The sequence below is a fragment of the Micromonospora sp. CNZ322 genome, assembly GCF_007827755.1.
Genome location: NZ_VITD01000001.1, coordinates 244,775 through 268,501, shown reverse-complemented (window position 1 = coordinate 268,501; position 23,727 = coordinate 244,775). Strand labels below are relative to the sequence as shown.

General features: G+C 72.2%; 27 protein-coding genes. 14 read left to right on the top strand and 13 right to left on the bottom strand.

Annotated features, from left to right (window positions below; all coding sequences use genetic code 11):
* Positions 1 to 86: 86 nt before the first annotated feature.
* The gene (locus FB453_RS01260) at positions 87 to 1,541 is read right to left on the bottom strand and encodes a glycoside hydrolase family 3 N-terminal domain-containing protein (protein ID WP_145786882.1); all 1,455 of its coding nucleotides are present in this window, start codon (positions 1,539 to 1,541) and stop codon (positions 87 to 89) included.
* Between the two features lie 168 nt (positions 1,542 to 1,709).
* On the opposite strand from FB453_RS01260, the gene FB453_RS01255 reads away from it, so the two are divergent.
* Positions 1,710 to 2,885 carry an ROK family transcriptional regulator gene (locus FB453_RS01255; protein ID WP_112582127.1) on the top strand — a complete coding sequence of 392 codons (1,176 nt, stop codon included), beginning with the start codon at positions 1,710 to 1,712 and terminating at the stop codon, positions 2,883 to 2,885.
* Positions 2,886 to 3,014: 129 nt separating this feature from the next.
* On the opposite strand, the gene FB453_RS01250 is transcribed toward FB453_RS01255, so the two are convergent.
* Positions 3,015 to 4,028 carry an ABC transporter permease subunit gene (locus FB453_RS01250; protein WP_112582126.1) on the bottom strand — a complete coding sequence of 338 codons (1,014 nt, stop codon included), beginning with the start codon at positions 4,026 to 4,028 and terminating at the stop codon, positions 3,015 to 3,017.
* Complete coding sequence (locus FB453_RS01245) at positions 4,025 to 5,023, bottom strand: ATP-binding cassette domain-containing protein (protein WP_145786880.1); 999 nt, start codon at positions 5,021 to 5,023, stop codon at positions 4,025 to 4,027. The genes FB453_RS01250 and FB453_RS01245 overlap by 4 nt, the downstream gene beginning before the upstream one ends.
* A gap of 131 nt (positions 5,024 to 5,154) precedes the next feature.
* On the opposite strand from FB453_RS01245, the gene FB453_RS01240 reads away from it, so the two are divergent.
* Complete coding sequence (locus FB453_RS01240) at positions 5,155 to 5,988, top strand: ABC transporter ATP-binding protein (protein WP_145786878.1); 834 nt, start codon at positions 5,155 to 5,157, stop codon at positions 5,986 to 5,988.
* Between the two features lie 23 nt (positions 5,989 to 6,011).
* Positions 6,012 to 6,908, top strand: a complete 897-nt coding sequence (locus tag FB453_RS01235) for a ribokinase (protein WP_112604428.1) — start codon at positions 6,012 to 6,014, stop codon at positions 6,906 to 6,908.
* A 39-nt stretch (positions 6,909 to 6,947) separates the two neighbouring features.
* Here the strand turns inward: FB453_RS01235 and ftrA are convergent, their stop codons facing one another.
* Positions 6,948 to 7,976 (bottom strand): transcriptional regulator FtrA, encoded by a 1,029-nt coding sequence (gene ftrA / locus FB453_RS01230; protein ID WP_145786876.1) that lies wholly within the window; start codon positions 7,974 to 7,976, stop codon positions 6,948 to 6,950.
* Positions 7,977 to 8,046: 70 nt separating this feature from the next.
* Between ftrA and FB453_RS01225 the strand changes: the two genes are divergently transcribed.
* Positions 8,047 to 8,505, top strand: a complete 459-nt coding sequence (locus FB453_RS01225) for a rhodanese-like domain-containing protein (RefSeq protein WP_112582120.1) — start codon at positions 8,047 to 8,049, stop codon at positions 8,503 to 8,505.
* A 23-nt stretch (positions 8,506 to 8,528) separates the two neighbouring features.
* Here the strand turns inward: FB453_RS01225 and FB453_RS01220 are convergent, their stop codons facing one another.
* The 4 genes from FB453_RS01220 to FB453_RS01205 all read right to left on the bottom strand — a co-directional run bounded on the left by FB453_RS01220 (position 8,529) and on the right by FB453_RS01205 (position 11,006).
* Positions 8,529 to 9,257 (bottom strand): hypothetical protein, encoded by a 729-nt coding sequence (locus FB453_RS01220; protein WP_145786874.1) that lies wholly within the window; start codon positions 9,255 to 9,257, stop codon positions 8,529 to 8,531.
* A gap of 47 nt (positions 9,258 to 9,304) precedes the next feature.
* Positions 9,305 to 9,694 (bottom strand): hypothetical protein, encoded by a 390-nt coding sequence (locus FB453_RS01215; RefSeq protein WP_145786872.1) that lies wholly within the window; start codon positions 9,692 to 9,694, stop codon positions 9,305 to 9,307.
* Positions 9,691 to 10,173, bottom strand: coding sequence for a DUF6232 family protein (locus FB453_RS01210; protein ID WP_091393319.1), 483 nt, complete (start codon positions 10,171 to 10,173; stop codon positions 9,691 to 9,693). Before FB453_RS01210 ends, FB453_RS01215 begins: the two co-directional genes overlap by 4 nt.
* A gap of 353 nt (positions 10,174 to 10,526) precedes the next feature.
* Complete coding sequence (locus FB453_RS01205) at positions 10,527 to 11,006, bottom strand: DUF6232 family protein (protein WP_112582116.1); 480 nt, start codon at positions 11,004 to 11,006, stop codon at positions 10,527 to 10,529.
* A 97-nt stretch (positions 11,007 to 11,103) separates the two neighbouring features.
* Here FB453_RS01205 and FB453_RS01200 point away from each other — a divergent pair, with 97 nt between their 5' ends.
* Positions 11,104 to 11,877, top strand: coding sequence for an enoyl-CoA hydratase-related protein (locus tag FB453_RS01200; protein WP_145786870.1), 774 nt, complete (start codon positions 11,104 to 11,106; stop codon positions 11,875 to 11,877).
* Positions 11,878 to 11,997: 120 nt separating this feature from the next.
* Positions 11,998 to 13,620, top strand: a complete 1,623-nt coding sequence (locus tag FB453_RS01195; protein WP_145786868.1) for an acetolactate synthase — start codon at positions 11,998 to 12,000, stop codon at positions 13,618 to 13,620.
* A gap of 45 nt (positions 13,621 to 13,665) precedes the next feature.
* On the opposite strand, the gene FB453_RS01190 is transcribed toward FB453_RS01195, so the two are convergent.
* The 3 genes from FB453_RS01190 to FB453_RS01180 are packed head-to-tail and all read right to left on the bottom strand — an operon-like array spanning position 13,666 to position 14,804.
* Positions 13,666 to 14,082, bottom strand: coding sequence for a PLD nuclease N-terminal domain-containing protein (locus tag FB453_RS01190; protein ID WP_112604420.1), 417 nt, complete (start codon positions 14,080 to 14,082; stop codon positions 13,666 to 13,668).
* Between the two features lie 27 nt (positions 14,083 to 14,109).
* Positions 14,110 to 14,415, bottom strand: coding sequence for a DUF202 domain-containing protein (locus FB453_RS01185; RefSeq protein WP_112604418.1), 306 nt, complete (start codon positions 14,413 to 14,415; stop codon positions 14,110 to 14,112).
* Positions 14,412 to 14,804 carry a YidH family protein gene (locus FB453_RS01180; RefSeq protein WP_112582108.1) on the bottom strand — a complete coding sequence of 131 codons (393 nt, stop codon included), beginning with the start codon at positions 14,802 to 14,804 and terminating at the stop codon, positions 14,412 to 14,414. Before FB453_RS01180 ends, FB453_RS01185 begins: the two co-directional genes overlap by 4 nt.
* 42 nt (positions 14,805 to 14,846) lie before the next feature.
* Between FB453_RS01180 and FB453_RS01175 the strand changes: the two genes are divergently transcribed.
* The 4 genes from FB453_RS01175 (at position 14,847) to FB453_RS01160 (ending at position 17,995) form a co-directional block, all read left to right on the top strand.
* Positions 14,847 to 15,644 (top strand): GNAT family N-acetyltransferase, encoded by a 798-nt coding sequence (locus tag FB453_RS01175; protein WP_112698905.1) that lies wholly within the window; start codon positions 14,847 to 14,849, stop codon positions 15,642 to 15,644.
* Positions 15,641 to 16,054, top strand: coding sequence for a hypothetical protein (locus FB453_RS01170; RefSeq protein WP_112582105.1), 414 nt, complete (start codon positions 15,641 to 15,643; stop codon positions 16,052 to 16,054). Before FB453_RS01175 ends, FB453_RS01170 begins: the two co-directional genes overlap by 4 nt.
* A gap of 187 nt (positions 16,055 to 16,241) precedes the next feature.
* On the top strand, positions 16,242 to 17,021 hold the full coding sequence (locus FB453_RS01165; protein ID WP_112582103.1) for an electron transfer flavoprotein subunit beta/FixA family protein: 780 nt from the start codon (positions 16,242 to 16,244) through the stop codon (positions 17,019 to 17,021).
* 14 nt (positions 17,022 to 17,035) lie between these two features.
* The gene (locus FB453_RS01160; protein ID WP_145786866.1) at positions 17,036 to 17,995 is read left to right on the top strand and encodes an electron transfer flavoprotein subunit alpha/FixB family protein; all 960 of its coding nucleotides are present in this window, start codon (positions 17,036 to 17,038) and stop codon (positions 17,993 to 17,995) included.
* A gap of 94 nt (positions 17,996 to 18,089) precedes the next feature.
* Here the strand turns inward: FB453_RS01160 and FB453_RS01155 are convergent, their stop codons facing one another.
* Both FB453_RS01155 and FB453_RS01150 read right to left on the bottom strand, forming a co-directional pair.
* Positions 18,090 to 18,911 carry an anti-sigma factor gene (locus FB453_RS01155; protein WP_145786864.1) on the bottom strand — a complete coding sequence of 274 codons (822 nt, stop codon included), beginning with the start codon at positions 18,909 to 18,911 and terminating at the stop codon, positions 18,090 to 18,092.
* Entirely contained in the window at positions 18,865 to 19,467 is a 603-nt protein-coding gene (locus tag FB453_RS01150; protein WP_112582098.1) for an RNA polymerase sigma factor, read from the bottom strand. The genes FB453_RS01155 and FB453_RS01150 overlap by 47 nt, the downstream gene beginning before the upstream one ends.
* Positions 19,468 to 19,697: 230 nt before the next feature.
* On the opposite strand from FB453_RS01150, the gene FB453_RS01145 reads away from it, so the two are divergent.
* The 4 genes from FB453_RS01145 to mnmA all read left to right on the top strand — a co-directional run bounded on the left by FB453_RS01145 (position 19,698) and on the right by mnmA (position 23,710).
* On the top strand, positions 19,698 to 20,528 hold the full coding sequence (locus FB453_RS01145; protein WP_112678747.1) for a DUF4397 domain-containing protein: 831 nt from the start codon (positions 19,698 to 19,700) through the stop codon (positions 20,526 to 20,528).
* On the top strand, positions 20,525 to 21,178 hold the full coding sequence (locus tag FB453_RS01140) for a class F sortase (protein ID WP_145786862.1): 654 nt from the start codon (positions 20,525 to 20,527) through the stop codon (positions 21,176 to 21,178). Before FB453_RS01145 ends, FB453_RS01140 begins: the two co-directional genes overlap by 4 nt.
* Before the next feature lie 104 nt (positions 21,179 to 21,282).
* Positions 21,283 to 22,458 (top strand): cysteine desulfurase family protein, encoded by a 1,176-nt coding sequence (locus FB453_RS01135; RefSeq protein WP_112582093.1) that lies wholly within the window; start codon positions 21,283 to 21,285, stop codon positions 22,456 to 22,458.
* Between the two features lie 178 nt (positions 22,459 to 22,636).
* On the top strand, positions 22,637 to 23,710 hold the full coding sequence (mnmA, locus tag FB453_RS01130) for a tRNA 2-thiouridine(34) synthase MnmA (RefSeq protein WP_186717982.1): 1,074 nt from the start codon (positions 22,637 to 22,639) through the stop codon (positions 23,708 to 23,710).
* The last annotated feature ends 17 nt before the right edge of the window (positions 23,711 to 23,727 follow it).

Genomic DNA, 23,727 nt, shown 5'->3' with positions numbered 1-23,727 from the left:
CGACCAGTGACTGTGGACACTCTGGCGCGGTGATGGAAGCACGACATCCGGCCGAGCGTCTCAGCCCGGCCGGAGAACGCCGTGGCTCAGCCGGCCAGGCCGAGCACCTCGGCCGCCGCGCGCCCGTTGGCGTGGCTCGCGCCGTAGGTGGTGACGAAGGCGCGCACGCCCGCGGGCCGCCACTGTGCCGGCCAGCCCATCTCCACAACTGTCACCGGGTGCTGGGCCGCCAGGTCGGCGATCAGCTCCGGGCCGCCGGGCAGCCGGTGCAGGTGTCGCCCGACCAGCACGATGGGACGGTCGCCCGCCAGTCCGCGCAGCGTGGCCGGGTCGGTCTCGGCGGCGATCACCCGAATCTCCGGCACCCCGTGCAGGTGCGGACCGAGGCCCCACGGCACCCGACCCTCGGCGATCGTCGACTCGGTGTGTAGCTGCACCACCAGTGGCTGGTCCAGGCCGGTGAGCACACCGTCCACCCGGACCGCTCGACGCGCTGCCGCGTACCCCAGTTCGGGGTCGCCGGTGGCAGGCGACCCGCTGGCGGCCCGGGTCCAGGCGGCGAGATCGGCGGCGCGGCCGGCCGCCTCCTCGACCCGCGCCCTCGCCAGCCGGCCGTCGGCGAGCGCGTCGACGATCTCGGCGGCGACCCGCTCGACCAGTTCGGCGTCGACCTTCGCGCCGATGCAGAGCAGGTCGGCACCCGCGCCCAGGGCCCGGACCGCAGCCGGCCCGACGCCGCCGGCGGCCACCGCGGCACCCTTCATCTCCAGCGCGTCGGTGATGACGGTGCCGGTGAAGCCGTACTCGGCACGCAGCAGGTCGACCAGGACCGCTCGGCTGAAGGTGGCCGGGTCGGCGCCGGTGAGCGCCGGCACCCGGATGTGCGCTGTCATCACGGCTCGCGCCCCGGCGGCGACGATGGCCGCGAAGGGCGGTAGGTCCCGCTGGCGGAGCAGGCTCAGTGGAGCGTCCACCGTGGGCAGTTCGTGGTGGGAGTCGGTGACGGTGGCGCCGTGCCCGGGGAAGTGCTTGGCGCAGGCGGCCACGCCGGCGGCCTGCAACCCGGCCACGGCGGCGGCCGAGTGGGCGGCCACCCGCACCGGATCCGCGCCGAAGGACCGGGTGCCGATCACCGGGTTGTCGTCGGCGGTGTTGACGTCGACAGTGGGGGCGAGGTTGACGGTGACGCCGAGCGCGGCCAGTTCGGCGCCGATCGACTGGTAGACCCGTCGGGTGAGGGCCACGTCGCCGATCGCGCCCAGGGCGGCGTTGCCGGGGTACGGGCTGCCGGTGGCGTGCGCCAGCCGGGTCACGTCGCCACCCTCCTCGTCGATCGCGATCAACGCGTCCGGCCGACCGGTGCGCAGCGCGGCGGTGCTCGCCGCCACCTGCGCGGGGTCGTGCACGTTGGTGCCGAACAGGGTGTGCCCGGCCAGCCCGTCGGCCAGCAGGTCGACCGCCCAGTCCGGCGGGACCGGTCCCGGGTACGCGGCCAGCAGCGTGCCCAGCGCGAGCCGGCGCAGTCCTGGATCCAACCCCACGTGCTTCCCCCTTCGGTGCCCCCGCGAGTACGAAACGTCGTACCGGTGGTGGTCCTGGCCCTGCCGACTCGGCGGAGCGTCCCACCGTCGAGTGGCCGTTACGCTACGGCTACCCGTTCGCAGGTCGGTTTACAGTTAGCAAAGTTTACTAAAACTAGAGGACGTGTCATGAGTGCGACCCGGCTGCCCGGCACCCCCCGTCTGTTGCGGGCGCTCAACGACCGTGCCGCGCTGGAGCTGCTCCTCGAACGCGGCCCGCTGACCCGGGCTCGGCTCGGCGAGCTGACCGGACTGTCGAAGGTCACCGCCTCGCAACTTGTCGAGCGGCTGGAGGAGCGCGGCCTCGTCGCGCGGGTCGGCGAGCAGGCCGGCGGGCGAGGGCCGAACGCCCAGCTCTACGCCGTCCGCCCGGGCAGCGCGCACGTGGTCGGCGTGGACGTCGGACCGGACCGGGTGGTGGCCGCCTGCGCCGACATCACCGGTGCGGTCATCGGCCGGGTGGAGCAGTCGACCCGGGACACCGACGACCCGGTGGGCGTGGTGCACAACGCCGTCGTGCAGGCGGCGAGCAGCGCCCAGGCGCAGCTGAGCAGCGTACGACGGATCGTGCTCGGCACGCCGGGCCTGGTCGACCCCGGCACCGGCGACATCACCTTCGCCTTCAACCTGCCGCGCTGGCACAGCGGTCTGCTCGCCGCGTTGCGGGACGACCTGGATACGCCGGTGGTCTTCGAGAACGACGTCAACCTGGCCGCGGTGGCCGAGGCGCAGTCCGGCGCAGCGCAGGGGCTGTCGGACTTCGTGCTGGTCTGGGTGGGCGCCGGCGTCGGTCTGGCGATCATGCTGGGCGGGCGGTTGCACCACGGCAGCAGCGGCGCCGCCGGTGAGATCGGCTACCTGCCGGTGCCCGGCGCGCCCATCCCGCGCGACGTCTCCCGTCGCGCCAAGCCGGCCTTCCAGCAACTGATCGGTGCGGACTCGGTACGCGCGGTGGCCCGCGAGCACGGCTACCCGGACGCCGACGCCGCCGAGGCGGTCCGCGCGGCCGTCGCGGCCGGCGCCGACGGGGGCCCGATGCTCGACGAACTGGCCCGTCGGCTCGCGCTCGGCGTGGCCAGCACCTGCGTGGTGCTGGACCCACCGCTGGTCGTGCTCGCCGGCGAGGTCGGCCAGGCCGGTGGCGCTGCGCTCGCCGACCGGGTGCAGCAGGAGGTCGCGGCGATCACCCTGGTCCAGCCGCGAGTGGTGCCGACCGGGCTGACCGAGGAGCCGATCCTGCAGGGCGCGCTGCGCACCGCTCTGGACGCCGTACGCGACGAGGTGTTCGGCTCCACCGTCGGCTGAGCCCGCTGCGGCGGTCATGTGAAGGAATATTTCACCGCACGTCCGCAGGGTGCAAGCTCTTGCCGGACGCCGGCTTGGCCGTTCCGTCGGGCCGCCCGGACCGGGGCGACCCGACGGGACGGCCTCGATTCAGATCAGGTCGCGGCGACGGAACACGGCGAACGCCGCCGCGGTCAGCCCGCCCGTGATCGCCAGCAGCACCAACAGTGCCGGCAGCCAGGTCACCGTGTAGAACCCCTCGCAGTACGGGAAGTCGGTGCTGCCCCGGCAGAGCTGTTCGTCATAGAACCGCGCCCCGCCGTTGAGCCACGCCCCGATGTGGCTGGACAGCATGAACAGGTCCGACTTCCGCGCGTCGACGATCTCCAGGACCAGTCGGGCGCCCAACTCCCAAACCACCGCGTACGCGGCGAGCGCGCCGAGCGCCGCCGACGTGTGCCGACCCAGCGTGGCAATCGCGAAGCCCAGCGCGGAGGCCAGCAGCACCAACACCAGGCCACGGCCGTGCACCGCACCGAGTGAACGCCAGAAGTCACCGTCCAGCCGGCCCGGCAACCCGGCGGCCTGCCCGATCACCCAGAACGTGGCGAGGTAGACCACCGACGCCAGCAGGGCCAGCACCAGCACCGCGCCGAGCAGGGTGCCCAACTTGGCCGCGAGCACCGTCAACCGACGGGGTCGCCAGAGCAACAGGTTCACCACGCCGCCCGAGGTCAGGTCCGCGCCGATGTAGGAGGCGCCGACCAGGAACCCGAAGAGCACCAGGAACGCGATGAGGAAGTACAGCAGCGGCTGGGCCTGCTCGGCGAAGTTGAACACACCCGGCAGATAGTCGGCGGGGATCGGCAGCCGGTCCTGCCGGATCGGGTCGATCTCCGAGCAGTCGCTGGGGAAGTACCTGTCCGTGTCGGCCGGCAAGGTGCCGCTCTGACGGGCCAGGCACTCCTGGTGGGTGGCCTCCAGATCGCGCCGTGCCTCGGCGGCCTGCGCCCGCGCCGAGCTCATCTCGTCCGCGTTCGGCTTGTGGGAACCGGCCAGTGTCGTCGCCGCCGTGACGGCGAACGCCAACACCAACAGGACCACCATGAGCTGCACGAAGCGACGCGCGGACAGTCGCTCCAACTCGGCACGCACCAGGTTCACGCGTCCACTCCCCGATCAAGGTCGATCACAGCTTCGCCCTGCGGCAGCGACGAGTCGCCGACCTGCCGGGGCACCGACGAATGCTCGTACGCGCCGGTCAGCTCCAGGAAGACGCTCTCCAGATCCGGCCGCAGCGGCGTCAGCTCGCCCACCCACAGACCCTGCTCACCAAGCACCCGGCTGACCACCGTCGGGTCGCTCACTCCGCTCACCACCAACGCTCCGCCGTCCACGACCGCCGTCAGCTCGGCCGCGTGCAGCAGCTCGACGGCCCGCTCCGGCTCGGCCACCCGGACCAGCAACTCGTGCCGGTCGTGGCCCGCCAGTACCTCGTCCACCCGACCGGTCGCGACCCGCCGCCCCCGAGAGATGATCGTGACGTGGTCGCAGATCAGCTGGATCTCGCCCAGGATGTGACTGGACACCAGCACCGTCACCCCGTTGGCCGCCAGCGACCGCATCAGGTCCCGCATCTCCCGGATGCCCGCCGGGTCCAGCCCGTTCGCCGGCTCGTCCAGGATGAGCAGCCGCGGGTCCTTCAACAGCGCGGACGCCACCGCCAGACGCTGCTTCATGCCCAGCGAGTAGCCCTTCACCCGCTCATCGCCCCGGTCGTGCAGGCCCACCAGATCCAGCACCTCGTCCACCCGCGAGACCGGCACACCACCGGCGCGGGCCAACAACCGCAGCGTCCGGTAGCCGGTGAAGTTGCCGAAGAACTGCGGGCTCTCCACGATGGCGCCGACCTGGCCGGCCACCCGGGTCAGCAGCTCCGGCGACGGTTCACCGAGCACCGTCATCCGGCCGCTGTCGGCGCGGACCAGCCCGAGCAGGGCCCGCAGCGTGGTGGTCTTGCCCGAGCCGTTGGGGCCCAGGAAACCGTGGACCTGGCCCGCCTCGACCAACAGGTCGAAGCCGTCCACCGCCACCCGTCGGCCGCTGCGCAGGCTGTGGAAGGTCTTGCGCAGACCCTCGATCTCGATGACCGCGCTCATCGGCGCGGCTCCGTACGTCGACGGGGCATGGGCCGTCCTTCGGGCTTGGTGATCAATGACACGGCGCTTCACCCTATGGCTGAGGTGCCGCCCATGGGGGGCACCTCGGCGCTGCGTGGTTGGATGGTGTGGTGACTGGTGACCTGATCCCCGACGCCGCGCCTGCCGCCGCTCTCGTGGACCCGGATCTGGTGGTCAGCCTCGACGGCGTCGGCGTACGCCGCTCTGGCACCGCCCTCCTAGAGGACCTGACCTGGCGCGTCGAGCTGGACGAGCGGTGGGTCGTGCTCGGCTCCAACGGTGCCGGCAAAACCACACTGCTCAACCTCGCCGCCGGTCGGCTGCACCCCACCACGGGTGTCGCGCACGTGCTCGGCGAGCGGATCGGCCGCACCGACGTCAACGAGCTGCGTACCCGGATCGGGCTCACCACCGCGGCGATCGCCGAGCGGCTGCCCGCCGACGAACGGGTCAGCGACGTGGTGGTGACCGCCGCCTGGTCGGTGGTCGGCCGCTGGCGGGAGAACTACGACCGCGGCGACGAGGCGCGGGCGCGGGCACTGCTCAGTCAACTCGGCGTCGGTGGCCTCGCCGAGCGCCGCTACGGCACCCTCTCCGAGGGTGAGCGCAAGCGGGTGCAGATCGCCCGTGCCCTGATGACCGACCCGGAGCTGCTGCTGCTCGACGAGCCCGCCGCCGGGCTCGACCTGGGTGCTCGGGAAGACCTGGTCGCCCGACTGGCCGAGCTGGCGTACGACCCCGACGCCCCGGCGATGGTGCTGGTCACCCACCACGTCGAGGAGATCCCGCCCGGGTTCACCCACGCGATGCTCCTGCGCGAGGGCGGGGTGGTCGCCCAGGGTCTGCTCGCCGAGACGCTGACCGGTGACAACCTCTCCAAGACCTTCGGGCTGCCACTTGTGGTCGAACGGTCGGGCGACCGCTTCACGGCTCGCGCCGCCTGAGCGCCGGACAGGCGGAGACGGCCGTGCCGCAGACCCGGGTTGCCGTGGTGGGCAGCGCCAACATGGACCTGGTCGCGATGGCACCCGCGCTGCCTCGACAGGGCGAGACCATGCTCGGCACCGACTTCGTGATGGTGCCCGGCGGCAAGGGCGCCAACCAGGCCGTGGCCGCGGTCCGGGCCGGTGCCTCCTGCGCCTTTCTCGGCGCGATCGGCTCCGACGCCTTCGGCGTCACCCTCAAGGCCCGCATCACCGCGGCCGGCGTGGACACCAGTCAGCTTCGCGTGGTCTACGGCGCCTCCGGGGTGGCGCTGGTGATGGTCAACGCCCAGGGGGAGAACGCCATCGTGGTCACCCCCGGCGCGAACGACGCGCTGGTCGGCCTCACCGAGGAGGAGCTGGCCACGGTGCGCGGGGCGGATGTCCTGGTCGCCCAACTGGAGATTCCGGTGCAGACCGTGACGGCTGCCGCGGTGGCCGCCCGCGAGGCCGGCACGAGGGTCATCCTGAACGCCGCCCCGGCGCGAGACCTCCCACCCGAGTTGCTCGCCGCCGTGGACCTGCTGGTCGTCAACGAGGGCGAGGCGCAGGCGCTCGCCGGCAGGGGTCGGGAGGAGCCGCGCGCACTGCTCGACCTGACCCCCCGGGCCGTGCTCACTCTCGGCGGTGAGGGCGCCTGGTACGTCGACCGGGACGGCACCGAGGTGCACGTGCCGGCGGTACGGGTCGACGTGGTCGACTCCACCGCCGCCGGTGACGCGTTCACCGCCGCGCTGGCCGTCGGCTGGGGCGAGGGGCGCGACCTGGTCGACGCGGTGCGTTGGGCATCGGCGGCCGGCGCTGCCTGCGTCCGCAAGCTCGGCGCCTCGGTGGCCCTACCGCAACGCGCCGAGATCGACGAGCTGTACGTACCGGCCTGAGCGCGTTCCGCGCTGGGCCGGCGTGAGCGCGTCGGCGGGTTACGCCCGCTGGCCCGCACCGGTGCGGAAGGCCCGGCGGTACGCCGACGGTGAGGTCAGCATGACCCGGCCGAAGTGGTGCCGATAGGTCACCGGCGTGTCGAAGCCCACCGCGCGCCCGACCTGCTCGACCGAGGCGTCGGTCTCCTCCAGCAGGGCCAGGCTGGCGCGGATCCGCTGGTCGATCAGCCAACGGATCGGGCTGGTCCCGGTGGCCTGGGCGAAGTGCCGCAGGTAGGTGCGGGACGACATGTGCGCCCGCCCGGCGAGCTGGGCCACGCTCAGCGGCTCGGTGAGATGGGCGAGCGCCCAGTCGATGCTGCCCGCGATCCGGTTGTCGTCCGGGTCGGCGGGTACCGGCGCCTCGACGAACTGGGCCTGCCCGCCGTCGCGGTGCGGCGGGATCACCAGCCGTCGAGCGACCGCGTTGGCGATTGCCGCGCCATGGTCGCGCCGGATCACGTGCACGCAGAGGTCCAGCCCGGCCGCGCTGCCAGCACTGGTGAGCAGGTCACCGTCATCGAGGTAGAGCACGTCCGCATCCACCTCGACCCGCGGGTACCGCCGCGCCAGCAGTTCTGCGTACCGCCAGTGGGTAGTGGCCCGCCGACCGTCCAGCAACCCAGCCCCCGCCAGCGCGAACGCGCCCGAGCAGATCGACATGATCCGGGCACCGCGCCGGTGTGCCTGGCGTAGCGCGGTGATCAGCTCGGGCGACGGGTCAGCGGTCACGTCCGGCACGCCGGGCACGATCACCGTCCGCGCCGTGGCCAGTTCGGCCAGACCGTACGGGGTGTGCAGGCTGGCCCCGCCGACCACCGGCACCGGCCCCGGTTGCTCGGCGCAGAGCACCAGGTCGTACCAGTCGACGTCGAACTCCGGCCGGGCCAGTCCGAACACCTCGGTGACGATGCCGGTCTCGAACACCGACATCCCCGGGTACGCGAGCACGGCGACCCGGTGCGCGGCCGCCGGTCGTCGGGGCGCTGGCAGCAGGCGCGGGCCGGCTGTCGTGGCCGGAATCGGCATGGCGGGATGTTAGCGCAGGACGTCGTTCGCGCCACTCGTCCCGAGGTGGCATCGTGCCGAGGATCGGTGCATGACCTTCACCTTCGCCGTTCCGCCGGCCGATCCGGCCACCGCCGCCGCCTACTTCCGCAATCGGCTCAGCGTCGAGACCGACGTCAGTGACGTACACGCCGACCTGTCGGCCCGTACCCCGGGTCTGGTCGTCGTCGACTCTCGGGGCGCGGCTGCCTGGGCGCAGGGGCACCTACCCGGCGCGGTGCACCTGCCCACCGCCGAGATCGCGACCCGGGCAGCGGACCTGATCCCGCCGGGCTCGGCGGTGGTGACCTACTGCTGGGGTCCGGGCTGCAACGGCGCGACCCGGGCGGCGCTGGAGTTCGCCCGTCTCGGTCATCCGGTGAAGGAGATGCTCGGCGGGTTCGAGTACTGGGCGCGGGAGGGGCTGCCGGTGGTGACGGAGGCCGGGGTGACCCGGCGACCGGTCGACGACCTCACCGCACCCAGCACGACGATCACCTGCGACTGCTGAGCCACGGGCAGCCGGGCGAGAGCTCAGCCGACGGGCTCGTCGGTGAGCTTCTCGCCGCGTCGGCGCAGCATGCCCAGCCCGGGGATGCCGGCCACGGCGAGCTTGAGGTCGCGGGTCACGTCCAGCAGGTCGTGCAGGTCCGGCCCGACCCGGTCCAGTGTGGCCAGGATCGGCAGGATGTCCGCCGTCAGGTGTTCCTTGAGCTTCGGCAGCTCGTCGATCAGGTGAATCGCCGCGCTGATCTCCTCGTGGCTCAGCTCCTCGACGAACCGGCCGGCCATCGGCGCGGCCCGGCGCAGCGCCGGCTCGTACGCCGCCAGCAGCTCTGCCGCCGTCGCGGCGGCCTCCGTCGCGGTGCCCACGGTGGTGGCGGCGCGGTCCGCGACACGGTCGGCCTCGGCGACCACAGTGCCCGCCGCCCGGGAGACCCGTTCGGCCTCGGCGACCACCACGGCGGCGGCGGCGGCCACCTCGGTTGCCGTGTCGATGGCGGTGGTCGCGGCGGCGCTGATGACTGCCACCTCGCGAACCGCGGCCTCGGCGTCGGTGAGCACCTGGTCGGTCCGGTCCAGGGTCGTCTCGATCCGGTCGACCACGCCGTTGATCCGGGCCAGCAGCGCCTCCACCCCGTCCAGCACCGCGAACGCGCGGGCGGGCACGGCCGCCATCGAGGCCGCAGAGCCGAGCGCCTGGTCGAGAGCGGAGCGGGTCAGGCCGACCACGGCGGCCGGGGTGGGGAGGGGAATCGCCATGGGATCAAGTGTGCGTCGGCCGTGCCACAACCGCCCGACGGAACCGGTCAGCGGGGCCGTTGACCGGCGGTGTCGGCGCGGGCCACCCGCAGCGCCCACCAGATCAGCGGCACCTGCAACGGCACCCGGCCGTACGCGATGGCCCGCTTCGTCGGGCGTCGGTGCCGCCAGTCCACGGCCATCTTCACGTTCGCCGGCAGGACGGCGAGGAAAAGTGCGGCGGCTGCCCGACCGCCGGCCCGCCGGGTGGTCGGGTGCGCCACGGCCGCCGCCACCGCCAGCTCGGCCACCCCGCTGGCGTACGTCCAGAAGCGGGCCGGCCCGGGCAGCGCGCCTGGCACGATCGGGTCGTACACGCCGGGTCGCAGCAGGTGGGTGACGCCGGCCGCGGCGAGCAGGCCGGCCAGCGCGACGGCCTCGCGGCGGCGGGTGGTCATCGATGGTCCCCCTGCTGTTCGACGGCGCGCTGCACGGCCCGGTAGATCTGCCCGAACCGTAGCGCGTCCGGGGTGCGCACCAGCAGGTCCTCCCGACCGTGGTGCTGCACCCACAACTCGTGCACATGGTTGCCGCGCTCGTAGGAGCGGTCCAGCCAACCCAACGGGATTTCCAGGAACGGCATCAACGCCAGCGCCCCCACCGCGCAGGCGGCCAGAATGATCAGCGCCAATTGCCAGTTGCCCCGGTCCTGCGCGGACCAGGCCAGTGATAGCACGCAGACCACCGCGACCAGCGGCGGCAGCGAGAGCAGCAGGACCAGGACACCGCGACCCAGGACCCGGCCCCGGACTGCGAGGGTCTTCTGCCCCCGGTCGTGCCACACGAACGTCACGTCGGACAGGGCGATCACGTGACCGCCCGCCCGGATCGACTCGGAGGTCACCTGCACCGCGTCGTCCCGGTAATAGAGGGTCATCACTAAGCCTAACCACCGCCAGGCAACCTTCGCCTCGCTCGGAACTTGGCACTTGGCCTTCTTCGCAGAGGATCGGCCCTTGCTCACAAAGGATTCGACGGAGGCCGTCCGGCGGGTAGAGGTGACGTCGCGGCGGTCCTTTGGAGCTGAACCGTCTGCGATATCACGCGTCGCGTCGCGTCGCGGCCTTGCGGCCTTGCGACACCGCAGGCCCCCGGTCTGATTCGTTTGCGATATCAGCTCCATAGGCACTGCAGGAACGCTGCGCCTGCTGTGCCCGCGCCCGCTGCGCAGCAGGTCCCACCGGTGACGGCCGGCCCCGGTCAGGTCGGGACGTGAAGGGAACCAGAGGGCTAGCGGCGCGTGACGGGGTGGGCCGGCTGGCTGTGCTCCACCGCGCGCTGCACCGCCCGGTAGATCTGCCCGAAGCGCAGCGCGTCACCCGTGCGCAGCAGACGCACCGGCTGGCCCCGCCAACGGGCCCAGATTTCCAGTTGGCGGCTGCCCCGGGCGTACGAGCGGTCCAGGTGTTCGAAGAGGAAGTCGGCGACCGGCCCGACGGCCAACCCGACCAGCACCGACGCGCCGACGATCGCGATCGTCACGGTGGGTGAGCGGTGCAGCCAGACGGCTACGGCGATGCCGAGCACCGCCGCGACCAGCGGGCCGGCGAGCGCGGCACCGATCGCACCCCGTCCCACCAGCACTCGCCAGGAACGGGTGCCCCGGCGGTGCCAGATCATGGTGATGTCGGCCAGCTTGTAGCTGCGACCGTCGACACTGACGGTGGTGGAGGTGACCTGCACCGACCTGTCGTCGTAATACGTGATCATGGCTGGACTCCCGCCCACGGGGCTGACACCACACTACTTACCCAACGAGCCGGGTCGTAAGGTTGGCACGCGACTTCGACGAGGAAGTGAGGGCAGCGTGGGCGAGTTCGTTCGGCTGGAGACCACTGACGGCATCGGCACGATCCGGCTGGAGCGGCCGCCGATGAACGCGCTCAACACCCAGGTGCAGGAGGAGTTGCGCGCCGCCGCCACGGCGGCCACCGCCGATCCCGAGGTCCGCGCCGTCATCGTGTACGGCGGGGAGAAGGTCTTTGCCGCCGGCGCCGACATCAAGCAGATGGCCGAGATGTCCTACGTGGACATGGCCGACCGGGCGGCGAACCTGTCCAGCGCGCTCGGCGCGATCGCCCGGATCCCCAAGCCGGTGGTCGCCGCGATCACCGGTTACGCCCTCGGTGGCGGCTGTGAGCTGGCATTGGCCTGTGACTGGCGGGTGGTCGCCGAGGACGCCAAGCTCGGCCAGCCGGAGATCAAGCTGGGCATCATCCCGGGTGCGGGCGGCACCCAGCGGCTGGCCCGCCTGGTCGGCCCGGCCCGCGCCAAGGACCTGATCATGTCGGGGCGGATGGTGGACGCCCAGGAGGCGCTGCGGATCGGCCTGGCCGACCGGGTCGCCCCGGCCGCCGAGGTGTACGACACGGCCGTCGCGTTGATCACTCCGTACCTGAACGGGCCGGTGCAGGCGCTGCGCGCGGCGAAGCTGGCGGTCGACGGCGGCCTGGACATGGACCTGAACTCGGGCCTGGCCTGGGAGAGTCAGCTCTTCGCGGCGTTGTTCGCCACCGACGACCGGCGCGAGGGCATGGCGGCCTTCGTCGAGAAGCGCAAGCCGGGCTTCACCGGCCGCTGATCCGTCGCTTCCCGGCCCGGTGGCCCTGACCTCGGCAACGTCCACTGGCCGGGGCCACGGTCGCACTGCCAAGTGACTGGCCGGTAACCTGTGATCCCGGCCACGGACGATGGGAGCGACATGACGGAGCGGATCGAGGGTCACGGCGGCGAGTTGGCGCTCGCGGCACTACGCGCGCACGGCGTACGAGAGATGTTCACGCTGTCCGGTGGGCATGTCTTCCCGCTCTACGACGCCGCGTACAAGACCGACTTCCCGATCTACGACGTCCGGCACGAGCAGTCCGCGGTCTTCGCCGCCGAGGCGGTGGCCAAGCTCCAGCGCCGCCCCGGCCTCGCCGTGCTCACCGCCGGGCCCGGTGTCACAAACGGCATCTCCGGCATGACCAGCGCGTTCTTCAACGCCTCGCCGGTGCTGGTGCTCGGCGGCCGCGCGCCCGCGTTCCGCTGGGGCTCGGGCAGCCTCCAGGAGATGGACCACCTGCCGCTGGTCAGTTCGGTCACCAAGCACGCCGAGACGGTGTTCAGCACCGACGACATCCCGCGTGCGGTGGGTGCGGCGCTCAACGCCGCGCTCACCCCGCACCGCGGCCCGGCCTTCCTCGACTTTCCGCTGGAGACGGTCTTCTCGGTCGCGGAGGCCGATCTGCCGACCGTGACGGGTGTCGACCCGATCGCGCCGGACCCGGAGGAGGTCGGCCGCGCGGCGATGCTCATCGCCGGGGCGCAGCGGCCGGTCATCATCGCCGGCTCCGACGTGTACGCGGGCGACGCGGTCGCCGCGTTGCGCGAGGCGGCCGAGGCGTTGCAGGTGCCGGTCTTCACCAACGGCATGGGTCGCGGCTCGCTCCCGCCGGAGCACCCGCTGGCGTTCGCGAAGGCCCGCCGGGCCGCGCTCTCCGGCGCCGACGTGGTCGTGGTCGTGGGCACCCCGCTGGACTTCCGGCTCAGCTTCGGTGACTTCGGCGACGCCAAGGTGGTGCACATCGTCGACGCCCCCAGCCAGCGGGCGACGCACGTGCAGCCCGCCGTCGCCCCCGCCGGTGACCTGCGCCTGATCCTGTCCGCGCTGGCCGATCACTCCGGCGACCGGGCCGACCACTCCGACTGGATCGCCGACCTGCGCGTCGCCGAGGACGCGGCGAAGGCTCGGGACGCCGCGGAGATGGCCGCCGAGACCGACCCGATCCGCCCGGCCCGGATCTACGGCGAGCTGCGTCGGGCGCTCGCCCCGGACGCGATCACCATCGGCGACGGCGGCGACTTCGTGTCGTACGCCGGGCGGTACCTGGAGCCGGCCCAGCCCGGCACGTGGCTGGACCCGGGCCCGTACGGCTGCCTGGGCACCGGCATGGGCTACGCGATGGGCGCCCGGGTCAGTCACCCGGACCGGCAGATCTGCGTGCTGATGGGCGACGGCGCTGCCGGCTTCTCGCTGATGGACGTCGAGTCGCTGGTCCGCCAGAAGCTGCCGGTGGTGATCGTCGTCGGCAACAACGGCATCTGGGGGCTGGAGAAGCACCCGATGCGGGCCATGTACGGCTACGACGTGGCCGCCGACCTCCAGCCGGAGCTGCGGTACGACACAGTGGTCAGCGCGCTCGGCGGGGCGGGGGAGACGGTCGCCAAGGCTGCCGATCTGGGCCCGGCGCTCCAGCGGGCGTTCGACTCCGGAGTGCCGTACCTGGTGAACGTGCTCACCGACCCGACCGACGCGTACCCCCGCTCGTCGAACCTGGCCTGAGTCCCACCCGCCGCCGCCGTCGCTCCTGCGCCGGCGGCGGCGGGTTCACACCTCCGGTCGGTCACCCTCGCGCGGCGGCTCACCGTCGCGGCGGCGAAGGTCGTCCTCGCGTCGCCGCAGGTCTTCCTCCCAGCGTTGGAACAGCTCCTGGTCCTGCTGCTTGGCGCGTTCCTCGACGGAGCGCAGGAACTCCGGGTCGTCGTCGGGGGCCACCGGCCGAGGGCGCTGCCGCTCGCCACCGCCGGTGCCGCCCGGCCAGCCCTTGCGGACGCCGGGGGTGGGCTCCCGGCCGACGATGAACCAGGCGATCGAGCCGACCAGCGGGAAGAACAAGATGATCAGCACCCAGGCGATCCGGGGAAGGGCACGGATCTTGCCCTCCTCGGCGGAGAGACAGCTGATCAGCGCGCAGACGGCGAGGACAATCTGCACCAGGAAGAGGAGTACGCCAAGCCGGGCCATGCACCCATGATGACGCACCGGATCGCGTCACCCTAGTCCGCGCAGGACCAGCAGCACTCCCAGTAACGCCAGCACCACAGTGCCCACCGTGACCAGGGGCAGTGTCCGGCCGCCGGTGCGGGCCGGGCCGGTGCCCGTGCCCCGGGGCCAGCAGAGCACCAGCAGGGCGCCCCACACCAGAATGGTGCCGCCGGCGATCAGCGCACCGGTCGGGTCGCCCGTCGACGCCAGCCGGACGGCGAGCGCTGTCACCACTGTCACCGTGAGCAGGGTGCGCCGCCAGGCCAGCCGGGTCCGCTCCGGTTGCAGCCCCGGGTCGCGTCCGGTGCTCACCGCCCGCCGACCGCCCGCATCAGGACGGCGACCACCAGCAGCAGTGCGCCGACGCCGAGGGTGAGCGCCAGGATGGCGGGGAACCGGGACGCGGGCAGCTCCTGACCGAGCCGGATGGCCCGCTCGGTACGCGCCCAGTGGTCCACAGCGCGGATCGCGACCGCCGCGCCGAGCAGCAGCAACGCCACAGCGATCACCTCCCGCAGGTGGCTCATCGGAAGGGGCGGCAGGAACTGCGCGGCGGCCAACCCGCCTCCGACCAGCGCCAACCCGGTGCGCAGCCAGGCGAGGAAGGTCCGTTCGTTGGCCAGGGAGAAGCGGTAGTCCGGTGTTTCACCGACCGAGCCCAGCTCCGCCGGGTCGAACCACCGCCTGATCGCCTCCCACACAGTGGGAGATTATCCGCTTCCCATCCCGCTTAGCCTGGGCCGGTGACTGATCTCGACGTACAGACGCTGCGGACCGCCTACGACAACCAGCTCCGCCCGGAGATTCCCGACCCGGTTCCGGCCGGGGTGACTGTGGAGCGGGACGGGCCGCTGGTCCGGATCTCCGGGCTCGATGCCGGTGGTTTCATCACCTACCGTGACCTGGGCGGGTTGACCGGCGACGCGCTGGACGAGCTGATCGCCCGGCAGGTTCGGTTGTGCCGTGAGCGGGGCGAGTCGGCGGAGTGGAAACTCAACGAGCACGACGAACCGGCGGACCTGGCGGACCGCCTGCGCGCGGCCGGCTTCGTGCCGGAGGACCGGGAGACCGTCGTGGTCGGCCCGGTCGCGCCGCTCGCCGCCGCGCTGCCCGTCGCCCCCGAGGGGGTACGCCTGCGTGAGGTGACCTCCCGGGAGGACCTGGAGCGGATCGCCGCCATGGAGGAGGAGGTCTGGCAGGAGGACCGCTCGCACCTGGTGTGGGGTCTGGCCAAGGAGATCGACGCCGACCCGCACTCGATCACAGTGGTGGTGGCCGAGGCGGACGCGACGGTGGTGAGCGCCGGCTGGGTGCGCTTTACTCCGAACACCGGCTTCGCCACCCTGTGGGGTGGATCCACCCTGCCGCAGTGGCGTCGCAAGGGCATCTACCGGGCGCTGGTCACCTACCGGGCCCGGCTCGCCGACCAGCGGGGCCGGACGCTGTTGCAGGTCGACGCCTCGGAGGACAGCCGGCCGATCCTGGAGCGACTCGGCCTCGTCCCGATCACCACCACCACCCCGTACGTCTACACTCCGTGATCATGGAGCAGCGGTTGACGGACGAGGAGCGGCTGACCCTCAAGACGGGTGCCTTCGGCGCCGTCTTCCTGGTCTCCAACGCCGACCCCGGTGTCCTGGGGGTGATCCGGGAGAGCATCGCCGCGTCCGGCGCGCTGGCCGACGCCAGTGGCACCGTCAAGGAGGCGCTGACCACCGGCCCGCTGCCGCGACTTCCCCGGGACTCGCAGCTGGAGATCGAGTCGGTGGTGCTGCCGGCGCTGGGGCAGGCGGTGCGGATCCTGCGCGAGAAGTCCCCACGGGACGTCGACGCGTACCGCGAACTCGTGTTGGCCGCGGCGGACCAGGTGGCCCGGGCGCACGACGGGGTGGCGCCCGCCGAGGCGGCGGCCATCGACCAGATCCGGGTCGCCTTGACCGAGCCGACCTGACCGGCTGCGCGTCGGTGAGCTGTGTCACTCTGAGTGCTGCGGGAGCGCAACCTACTGGCAGGTAACATTGCGCCGTGGGCAACTGCACAACCGCCCGCGGTTGACCTGGCGTCGACCGACGCGCGACGCTGCGCCCCAGACCGGGCGAGCGAATCGCAACACCACACAGGAGGGTCGTCGAAGCGCGATGAACATCGTCGTACTCGTCAAGCAGGTGCCTGATTCGGGCGCGGACCGCAACCTGCGCAATGACGACAACACCGTCGACCGCGGTTCGGCGAACAACGTGATCAACGAGATGGACGAGTACGCCATCGAGGAGGCGCTGAAGATCAAGGAGGCGCACGGCGGCGAGGTCACCATCCTGACCATGGGTCCGGACCGGGCGACCGAGTCGATCCGCAAGGCGCTCTCCATGGGTCCGGACAAGGCCGTGCACGTGCTGGACGACGCCCTGCACGGCTCGTGCGCCGTCGCCACCTCGAAGGTGCTCGCCGCCGCTCTCGGTCAGCTCAATGCCGACCTGGTCATCTGCGGTGCCGAGTCCACCGACGGCCGCGTCCAGGTCATGCCGCACATGATCGCCGAGCGACTGGGCGTCGCGGCGCTCACCGGTGCCCGCAAGCTCACCGTCGACGGCGCGACGCTGACCGTCGAGCGGCAGACCGAGGAGGGCTACGAGGTGGTCACCGCCGCCACCCCGGCCGTGGTCTCCGTCTGGGACACCATCAACGAGCCGCGCTACCCCTCCTTCAAGGGCATCATGGCCGCCAAGAAGAAGCCGGTGCAGACGCTCTCGCTGGCCGACCTCGGGGTCGCGGCCGACGAGGTGGGCTTCGACGGCGCCACCAGTGCCGTCGTCGAGCACACCAAGCGCCCCCCGCGCTCCGGCGGCGCCAAGATCACTGATGAGGGCGAGGGCGGCGTCAAGCTGGTCGAGTTCCTCGCCACCGAGAAGTTCGTGTGAGAGGGGGGTCTGACATGTCCGAGGTTCTCGTCGTCGTCGAAGCCACCAAGGAATTCGGCGTCAAGAAGGTCACCCTGGAAATGCTCACCCTCGCGCGTGAGCTGGGCACCCCGAGCGCGGTGGTGCTGGGCGGCGCCGGCGCCGCCGGGGCGCTGAGCGGCAAGCTGGGCGAGTACGGCGCGGAGAAGATCTACGCCGCCGAGGGTGACGAGATCGACGGCTACCTGGTGGCCCCCAAGGCGACAGTGCTGGCCGAGTTGGTCAAGCGGGTGCAGCCGGCCGCCGTGCTGCTGGCGTCGGCCCAGGAGGGCAAGGAGATCGCCGCCCGGCTCGCCGTCAAGCTCGACAACGGCATCCTGACCGACGTGGTCGGCCTGGACGCCGACGGCACCGCGACCCAGGTCGCCTTCGCCGGCTCCACCATCGTCAAGTCCAAGGTCACCAAGGGCCTGCCGTTGGTCACCGTCCGGCCGAACTCGGTCACCCCCGCCCCGGCGGCGGCCACCCCGGCGATCGAGCAGCTCAGCGTGTCGGTCACCGACACCGACAAGCTGGCCACTGTCGTCGAGCGGGTCGCCGAGCAGAAGGGCTCCCGCCCCGAGCTGACCGAGGCCGGCGTGGTCGTCTCCGGCGGTCGGGGCGTCGGCAACGCCGACAACTTCAAGCTGGTCGAGGAGCTGGCCGACCTGCTCGGCGGCGCCGTCGGCGCGTCCCGCGCGGCCGTCGACTCCGGCTTCTACCCACACCAGTTCCAGGTGGGCCAGACCGGCAAGACGGTCTCCCCGCAGCTCTACGTCGCCCTCGGCATCTCCGGTGCCATCCAGCACCGGGCCGGCATGCAGACCTCGAAGACCATCGTCGCGGTCAACAAGGACGGCGAGGCGCCGATCTTCGAGCTGGCCGACTTCGGGGTGGTGGGCGACCTGTTCAAGATCGTCCCGCAGGCCGCCGAGGAGATCCGCAAGCGCAAGTAAGCCAGCGATACGTCAGTGGCCGCCCGTGCGAACGGGCGGCCACTGCCGTGTGGGGAGCTGATCGGCGAGCCGGGGAGCTGAGCCGGCCCGCCGATCAGCCCGTCAGGGAGCCCCTCAGCAGACTGTCGCCGGAGTGGCGGGTGTTGTTGTCGTACTGCTCGGCGGAGACGTCGACCACCGAGTAGCTCTTGAGGTCGACATTCGGGGGCAGGGGTAGCAGCGCGTCCGAGCCGCCACCCAGGGTGCCGACCGAGAACATCTCCATCGTCGTCGGATTGATGAGCCAGACCTCGTAGTACCCCGCGACGCTCGGGAGATTCGCCACATGCAGATGTAGTTGGCCGTCCTTCAAAACCCGGGCGTCACCCTTGGCCGTCGGCGGGGTCGCCCCGTACGCCGCCAGCGGCGCGCTCGCCACCACCACCGGCGTCGGGGTGGGCGTCGGATCGTCCGGTCGGAGCACCGAGACGGTGCCCACCACGCCGACCGCCGCGCCGACCGCCGCGGCGGCGGCCGCGGTCACCGCGGTGGCCACCCAACCGGACCAGCCGCGACCCCGACGGGATCGCCGTGCCGGGTCCAGTCGGGTCACCGTCGACTCGGCTGCCGCGCCGAAGGTCTGCTCGGCCGTCGTGGTGTCGGCCTGCTCGGGCACCCGGCGTCGACGGGTCTCGGTCAGCAACGGCCCGGCCTCCGCGGCCCTGACCTGGGCTTCGATGCCCTGCCAGACGTGCTCCGGCGGGTCGGGCAGGTCGGCCAGGCCCTGCGTCTCGGTGCCGAGCCCCGCCACCTGCTGAAGGCTCGCGACCTCCGCTCGGCAGAGCGCGCAGGTGCCGAGGTGGGTGCTCTCCCCGTTGTCCGCCTCGCTCTCACCGAGTGCCAGAAATACCAGCCGGTCGTGGTCCAGGTGCTGCACCGTCCACCTCCCATCTGCGCTTCAAGCTCGCCATGCCGCGTCGGATGTGACTCTTCACGGTGCCCAACGGCACGCCCGTCACCGTGGCTATCTGCTGGTGTGTCAGGTCGTCGTAGAAGGCCAGCTCCAGCATCCGTCGCTGGTCGTCCGGGAGACGAGCCAGCTCGTCGGCGATCACCAACCGGTCCACCACGCGGTCCGGATCCGGCTGGGTCTGCGCCGGCTCGGGCAGTTGTCGGACCGTCTCCACCACCCGGGTCTCCCGGGCCGAGGCGCGCATCCGGTCGATCACCTTCCGCCGGCCGATGCCGAGCAACCAACCGATCAGCGAGCCCTTGGCCGGGTCGAACGTGTCGCGACCCAGCCAGGCGGCGACGAACGTCGCCTGGGTGACGTCCTCGGCGTCGCTGCGGTTCGCCAGCATGGACGTGGCCAGGTGGAGCACTGCACGACCGTAGCGGTCGTACGCCTCGCGGAGCGCCACGTCGTCACCGGCGCGGAACCTGCGGTCGAGATCGTCCACCGGAGGGTCCGGTTCCTGTCGTAGCGCCGTCATCGGGCGGCTCGCCTTCGATGGGGCATGCCCGACTGTAGCTGCCACAGTCCCCGCCCCACTTCCCCGGTCGATGTCATCTCACCAGCTCTTCGTCTCCCGACCCCGTTCCGGATGCGGTCTGGGCCGGAAAAGAAAAGTGCCTCCGGGTCGCATCCACCCGTCCGACAGCCGGCGTAACCCGTTCTGCAAGCCAGGCCTGACGAATCAGCACCAAATATCAGGAGGCAGACATGCAGTTCTCGTACTTCCGTCGGGTCGCCGCGGGCGGCGCGGTCGCCGCGCTGGCCTTCGCCGGTGTCGGCGCCCTCACCGCCGGCCCCGCGTACGCCGCCACGTCGAAGGTCTCCGTCGTGCACGGCATCCCGGACACCCCGGTCGACGTCTACGTCAACGGCAAGAAGACGCTGGACAACTTCAAGCCCGGCGACGTCGCCGGCCCGCTGAACCTGGAGGAGGGCGACTACGACATCGCGCTCACCAAGCCGGGCGAGCCGATCGGCAGCGCGATCCTCACTGTCGACAACGCCGCGGTGCCGGGCGGTGCGAACATCAGCATCGCGGCCCACCTCGACGCCGCCGGCCAGCCGAAGATCACTCCGTTCGTGAACGACGTCTCCAAGGTCGACGCCGGCAAGGCCCGGCTGATCGTCCGGCACACCGCCGCCGCCCCGGCGGTCGACGTCCGCGCCGGTGGCACCCCGGTCTTCGAGGACCTGACCAACCCGAACGAGGCCAAGGGCGACGTCGACGCGGGCGAGGTGAAGGCGGACGTGGTGCTGGCCGGCACCGACACCGTGGCCATCGGCCCGGCGGACCTCAACCTCAAGGAGGGCACCGCCACGATCGTCTACGCGATCGGCTCCGCCGAGGGCAAGACCCTCGACGTGGTGGCCCAGACCATCACCGGCCTGCACTCCGCCCCGGGCGGCGTGCCCAGCGGTGACGGCGGCCAGGCCGGCACGGGCGTGGACACCTGGTGGTACGTGCTCACCGGTGCCGGCGTACTCCTGCTGCTTGGTGGTGGGGTGCGGATGGCGACCGCGCGGACCGGCCGCAAGTGACGGTGCGCAATCGCGGCGCGCTGGCGGCCCTGGCCGCCGGCGTTGCCGCGCTCACCGCCGCCGCTCTGGTGGCGTGCGCCAACCAGCCGGCCGGGACGGTGGGGGCTGAGGAAGCGAGCACGCTGGCCAGCCCCGCACCGACCGTCGCCGGTGCCCCCTCGGTGCCGGTGACCGCGGGTGAACTGCCCGCCGGTCCGAAGATCATCCCGCCGGTGCGGCTGCTGATCCCGGAGATCGGCGTCACCGCCACAGTCAACGCGGTCGGCATCAACGAGCGGACCAACGAGTTCGAGGTGCCGCCGAGCGTCGACCAGATCGGCTGGTACCGCTACGGCCCCGGCCTGGAGACCGAGGCCGGCTCGGTGGTCATCGCCGGTCACGTGGACAGCGCCAAGCAGGGCAAGGGGGCGTTCTTCCGGCTGCGTGAGCTGGACCAGGGCGACACGTTGACCGCTACCGGCAGCGACGGCGAGGCGCGGCGCTACCGGGTCGTCGCCCGGGAGGAGTACGCCAAGACCAAGATCCCGCTGGACCGGTACTTCGCCCGCGACGGCAAGCCGCGGCTGACCCTGATCACCTGTGGTGGGCCGTTCGACGCAAAGGCGCGCAAGTACCGCGACAACATCGTCGTCACCGCGGTGCCCGCCTGAGCGGGTCCGCGCGCATCGGGCCGGGGTGGAGTTCCACCCCGGCCTTTGCGTGCAGTCCCCTCCGGCATCCGGTCCCCAAGGTGTCGGCCGTACGCTGAACGGCGATGGCTTACCTGGATCACGCGGCGACGACTCCCATGCTCGATGAGGCACTGGAGGCGTACGTCGCCACCGCCCGCGAGGTCGGCAACGCGTCCTCCCTGCACGCGGCGGGCCGCCGTGCCCGCCGCCGGGTCGAAGAGTCACGCGAACGGGTGGCCGCGGTGCTGGGCGCCCGGCCCTCTGAGGTGATCTTCACCGGTGGTGGCACGGAGAGCGACAACCTCGCGGTCAAGGGCATCTTCTGGGCCCGCCGAGCAGCCCGGCCCGACCGCCGCCGGGTGGTCTCCAGCGCCGTCGAGCACCACGCGGTGCTGGACGCGGTCGACTGGCTGGCCCAGCACGAGGGCGCCGAAGTGGGCTGGCTGCCGGTGGACGCCGTCGGTCGGCTCGACCCGCAGGCCCTGCGCGCCGAGTTGGACGCGCACGCCGACCAGGTGGCCGTGGTCACCGCGATGTGGGCGAACAACGAGGTGGGCACCGTCCAGCCGGTGGCCGAGCTGGCCGCCGTCGCCGCCGAACACGGTGTGCCCTTCCACACCGACGCCATCCAGGCGGTCGGTCAGGTGCCCGTCGACTTCGGCGCCAGTGGGGTCGCCGCGCTGACCGTCACCGGGCACAAGTTGGGCGGCCCGACCGGGGTGGGCGCGCTGCTGCTCGCCCGGGATGTGCCGGCCACGCCGCTGCTGCACGGCGGTGGCCAGGAACGCGACATCCGCTCCGGCACCCTCGACACCGCCGGCATCGTCGCCTTTGCTGTCGCCGTGGAGACGGCCGTGAAGGGTCAGCAGGAGTACGCGGCCCGGGTGGCCGCGCTCCGCGACGACCTGATCGAGCGGGTCCGGCAGGCGGTACCCGAGGTGATCTACAACGGTGACCCGACCGACCGGCTGCCCGGCAACGCGCACTTCTCCTTCCCCGGCTGCGAGGGCGACGCGCTGCTGCTCCTGCTCGACGCGCAGGGGATCGCCTGCTCGACCGGCTCCGCCTGCTCGGCCGGCGTGGCCCAGCCCTCGCACGTGCTGCTCGCCATGGGCGCCGACGACGACCGCGCCCGCTCCTCGCTGCGCTTCACACTGGGCCACACCAGCACCCAGGCCGACATCGACGCCCTCATCGCGGCTCTCCCGGCAGCGGTCGACCGAGCCCGCCGAGCCGCCGCCCTCCGCACCCCCCGCTGACCCGGGCCCAGCCCCGCGATCTTGCACTTTCGGTTGGCTGTTCGCGCCTTGTGCGGCATATGTCGCCGCAGAAACTGCAAGATCGCGCCGGTGGGTGCGCGGGGCGGGGCCAGGGTTCGGGGGGTTTGCGGGGCTGGTGGATAGGGTTGTCGTGGGGACGGGGAAGGGGAGTGGGTCGGTGAGGGTTCTGGCGGCGATGTCGGGTGGGGTTGACTCGGCAGTGGCGGCGGCGCGGGCGGTGGCTGCCGGGCACGATGTGACCGGCGTTCACCTGGCGCTGGCCCGCAACCCACAGACCTATCGGACCGGGGCGCGCGGCTGCTGCACCCTGGAGGATTCCCGGGACGCCCGACGGGCGGCCGACGTGATCGGCATCCCGTTCTACGTGTGGGACATGGCCGACCGCTTCCACGAGGACGTGGTCGACGACTTCGTCGCCGAGTACGCCGCCGGTCGTACGCCGAATCCCTGCCTGCGCTGCAACGAGAAGATCAAGTTTGCGGCGGTGCTGGACCGGGCGGTGGCTCTGGGCTTCGACGCGGTGGTGACCGGGCACCACGCCCGCCTCGGCGCGGACAGGCTGCTGCGGCGCAGTGTCGACCTGGCCAAGGACCAGTCGTACGTGCTCGCCGTGCTCACCCGCGAGCAGCTCGACCGGTCGATCTTCCCGCTCGGTGACTCGACCAAGGCGCAGGTCCGCGCCGAGGCCGCCGAGCGTGGCCTGGCCGTGGCCGACAAGCCGGACTCGCACGACATCTGCTTCATCGCCGACGGGGACACCCGCGGCTTCCTGGCCGGCCGGCTCGGCGAGGCGCCCGGCGAGGTGGTGGACGCCTCCACCGGCGCTGTCGTCGGCAGCCACAGCGGTGCGTACGCGTACACGGTGGGGCAGCGTCGCGGGCTGCACCTGGACCGGCCCGCCCCGGACGGCCGGCCACGCTACGTGCTCTCGATCACTCCGAAGACCAACACGGTGACCGTGGGCCCGGTGGAGGCCCTTGACGTGTCCGACGTGCACGCCGTACGTCCGGTCTGGACCGGCGGCCCCCGTCCGGACGCCCCGGTCGAGTGCGAGGTGCAGTTGCGCGCGCACGGCGACGTGGTCCCGGCGACCGTCGCCCTCGACGGTGACCGGCTGCACGCCGAGCTGCGCCGACCGGTACGCGGCGTCGCCGCCGGTCAGGCAGTGGTGGCGTACCGACCGGACCCGGCCGGCGACGTGGTCCTCGGCTCCGCGACCATCACCGGCTGACCGCACGGCCCGGGTGT

Excerpts from the sequence above, each read along its gene's own strand:
- FB453_RS01255 (WP_112582127.1), top strand. The coding sequence starts at position 1,710 with ATGAGTGCGACCCGGCTGCCCGGCACCCCCCGTCTGTTGCGGGCGCTC.
- FB453_RS01245 (WP_145786880.1), bottom strand. The coding sequence starts at position 5,023 with ATGAGCGCGGTCATCGAGATCGAGGGTCTGCGCAAGACCTTCCACAGC.
- ftrA (WP_145786876.1), bottom strand. The coding sequence starts at position 7,976 with ATGCCGATTCCGGCCACGACAGCCGGCCCGCGCCTGCTGCCAGCGCCC.
- FB453_RS01225 (WP_112582120.1), top strand. The coding sequence starts at position 8,047 with ATGACCTTCACCTTCGCCGTTCCGCCGGCCGATCCGGCCACCGCCGCC.
- FB453_RS01220 (WP_145786874.1), bottom strand. The coding sequence starts at position 9,257 with ATGGCGATTCCCCTCCCCACCCCGGCCGCCGTGGTCGGCCTGACCCGC.
- FB453_RS01215 (WP_145786872.1), bottom strand. The coding sequence starts at position 9,694 with ATGACCACCCGCCGCCGCGAGGCCGTCGCGCTGGCCGGCCTGCTCGCC.
- FB453_RS01210 (WP_091393319.1), bottom strand. The coding sequence starts at position 10,173 with ATGACCCTCTATTACCGGGACGACGCGGTGCAGGTGACCTCCGAGTCG.
- FB453_RS01205 (WP_112582116.1), bottom strand. The coding sequence starts at position 11,006 with ATGATCACGTATTACGACGACAGGTCGGTGCAGGTCACCTCCACCACC.
- FB453_RS01195 (WP_145786868.1), top strand. The coding sequence starts at position 11,998 with ATGACGGAGCGGATCGAGGGTCACGGCGGCGAGTTGGCGCTCGCGGCA.
- FB453_RS01190 (WP_112604420.1), bottom strand. The coding sequence starts at position 14,082 with ATGGCCCGGCTTGGCGTACTCCTCTTCCTGGTGCAGATTGTCCTCGCC.
- FB453_RS01165 (WP_112582103.1), top strand. The coding sequence starts at position 16,242 with ATGAACATCGTCGTACTCGTCAAGCAGGTGCCTGATTCGGGCGCGGAC.
- FB453_RS01160 (WP_145786866.1), top strand. The coding sequence starts at position 17,036 with ATGTCCGAGGTTCTCGTCGTCGTCGAAGCCACCAAGGAATTCGGCGTC.
- FB453_RS01150 (WP_112582098.1), bottom strand. The coding sequence starts at position 19,467 with ATGACGGCGCTACGACAGGAACCGGACCCTCCGGTGGACGATCTCGAC.
- FB453_RS01145 (WP_112678747.1), top strand. The coding sequence starts at position 19,698 with ATGCAGTTCTCGTACTTCCGTCGGGTCGCCGCGGGCGGCGCGGTCGCC.
- FB453_RS01135 (WP_112582093.1), top strand. The coding sequence starts at position 21,283 with ATGGCTTACCTGGATCACGCGGCGACGACTCCCATGCTCGATGAGGCA.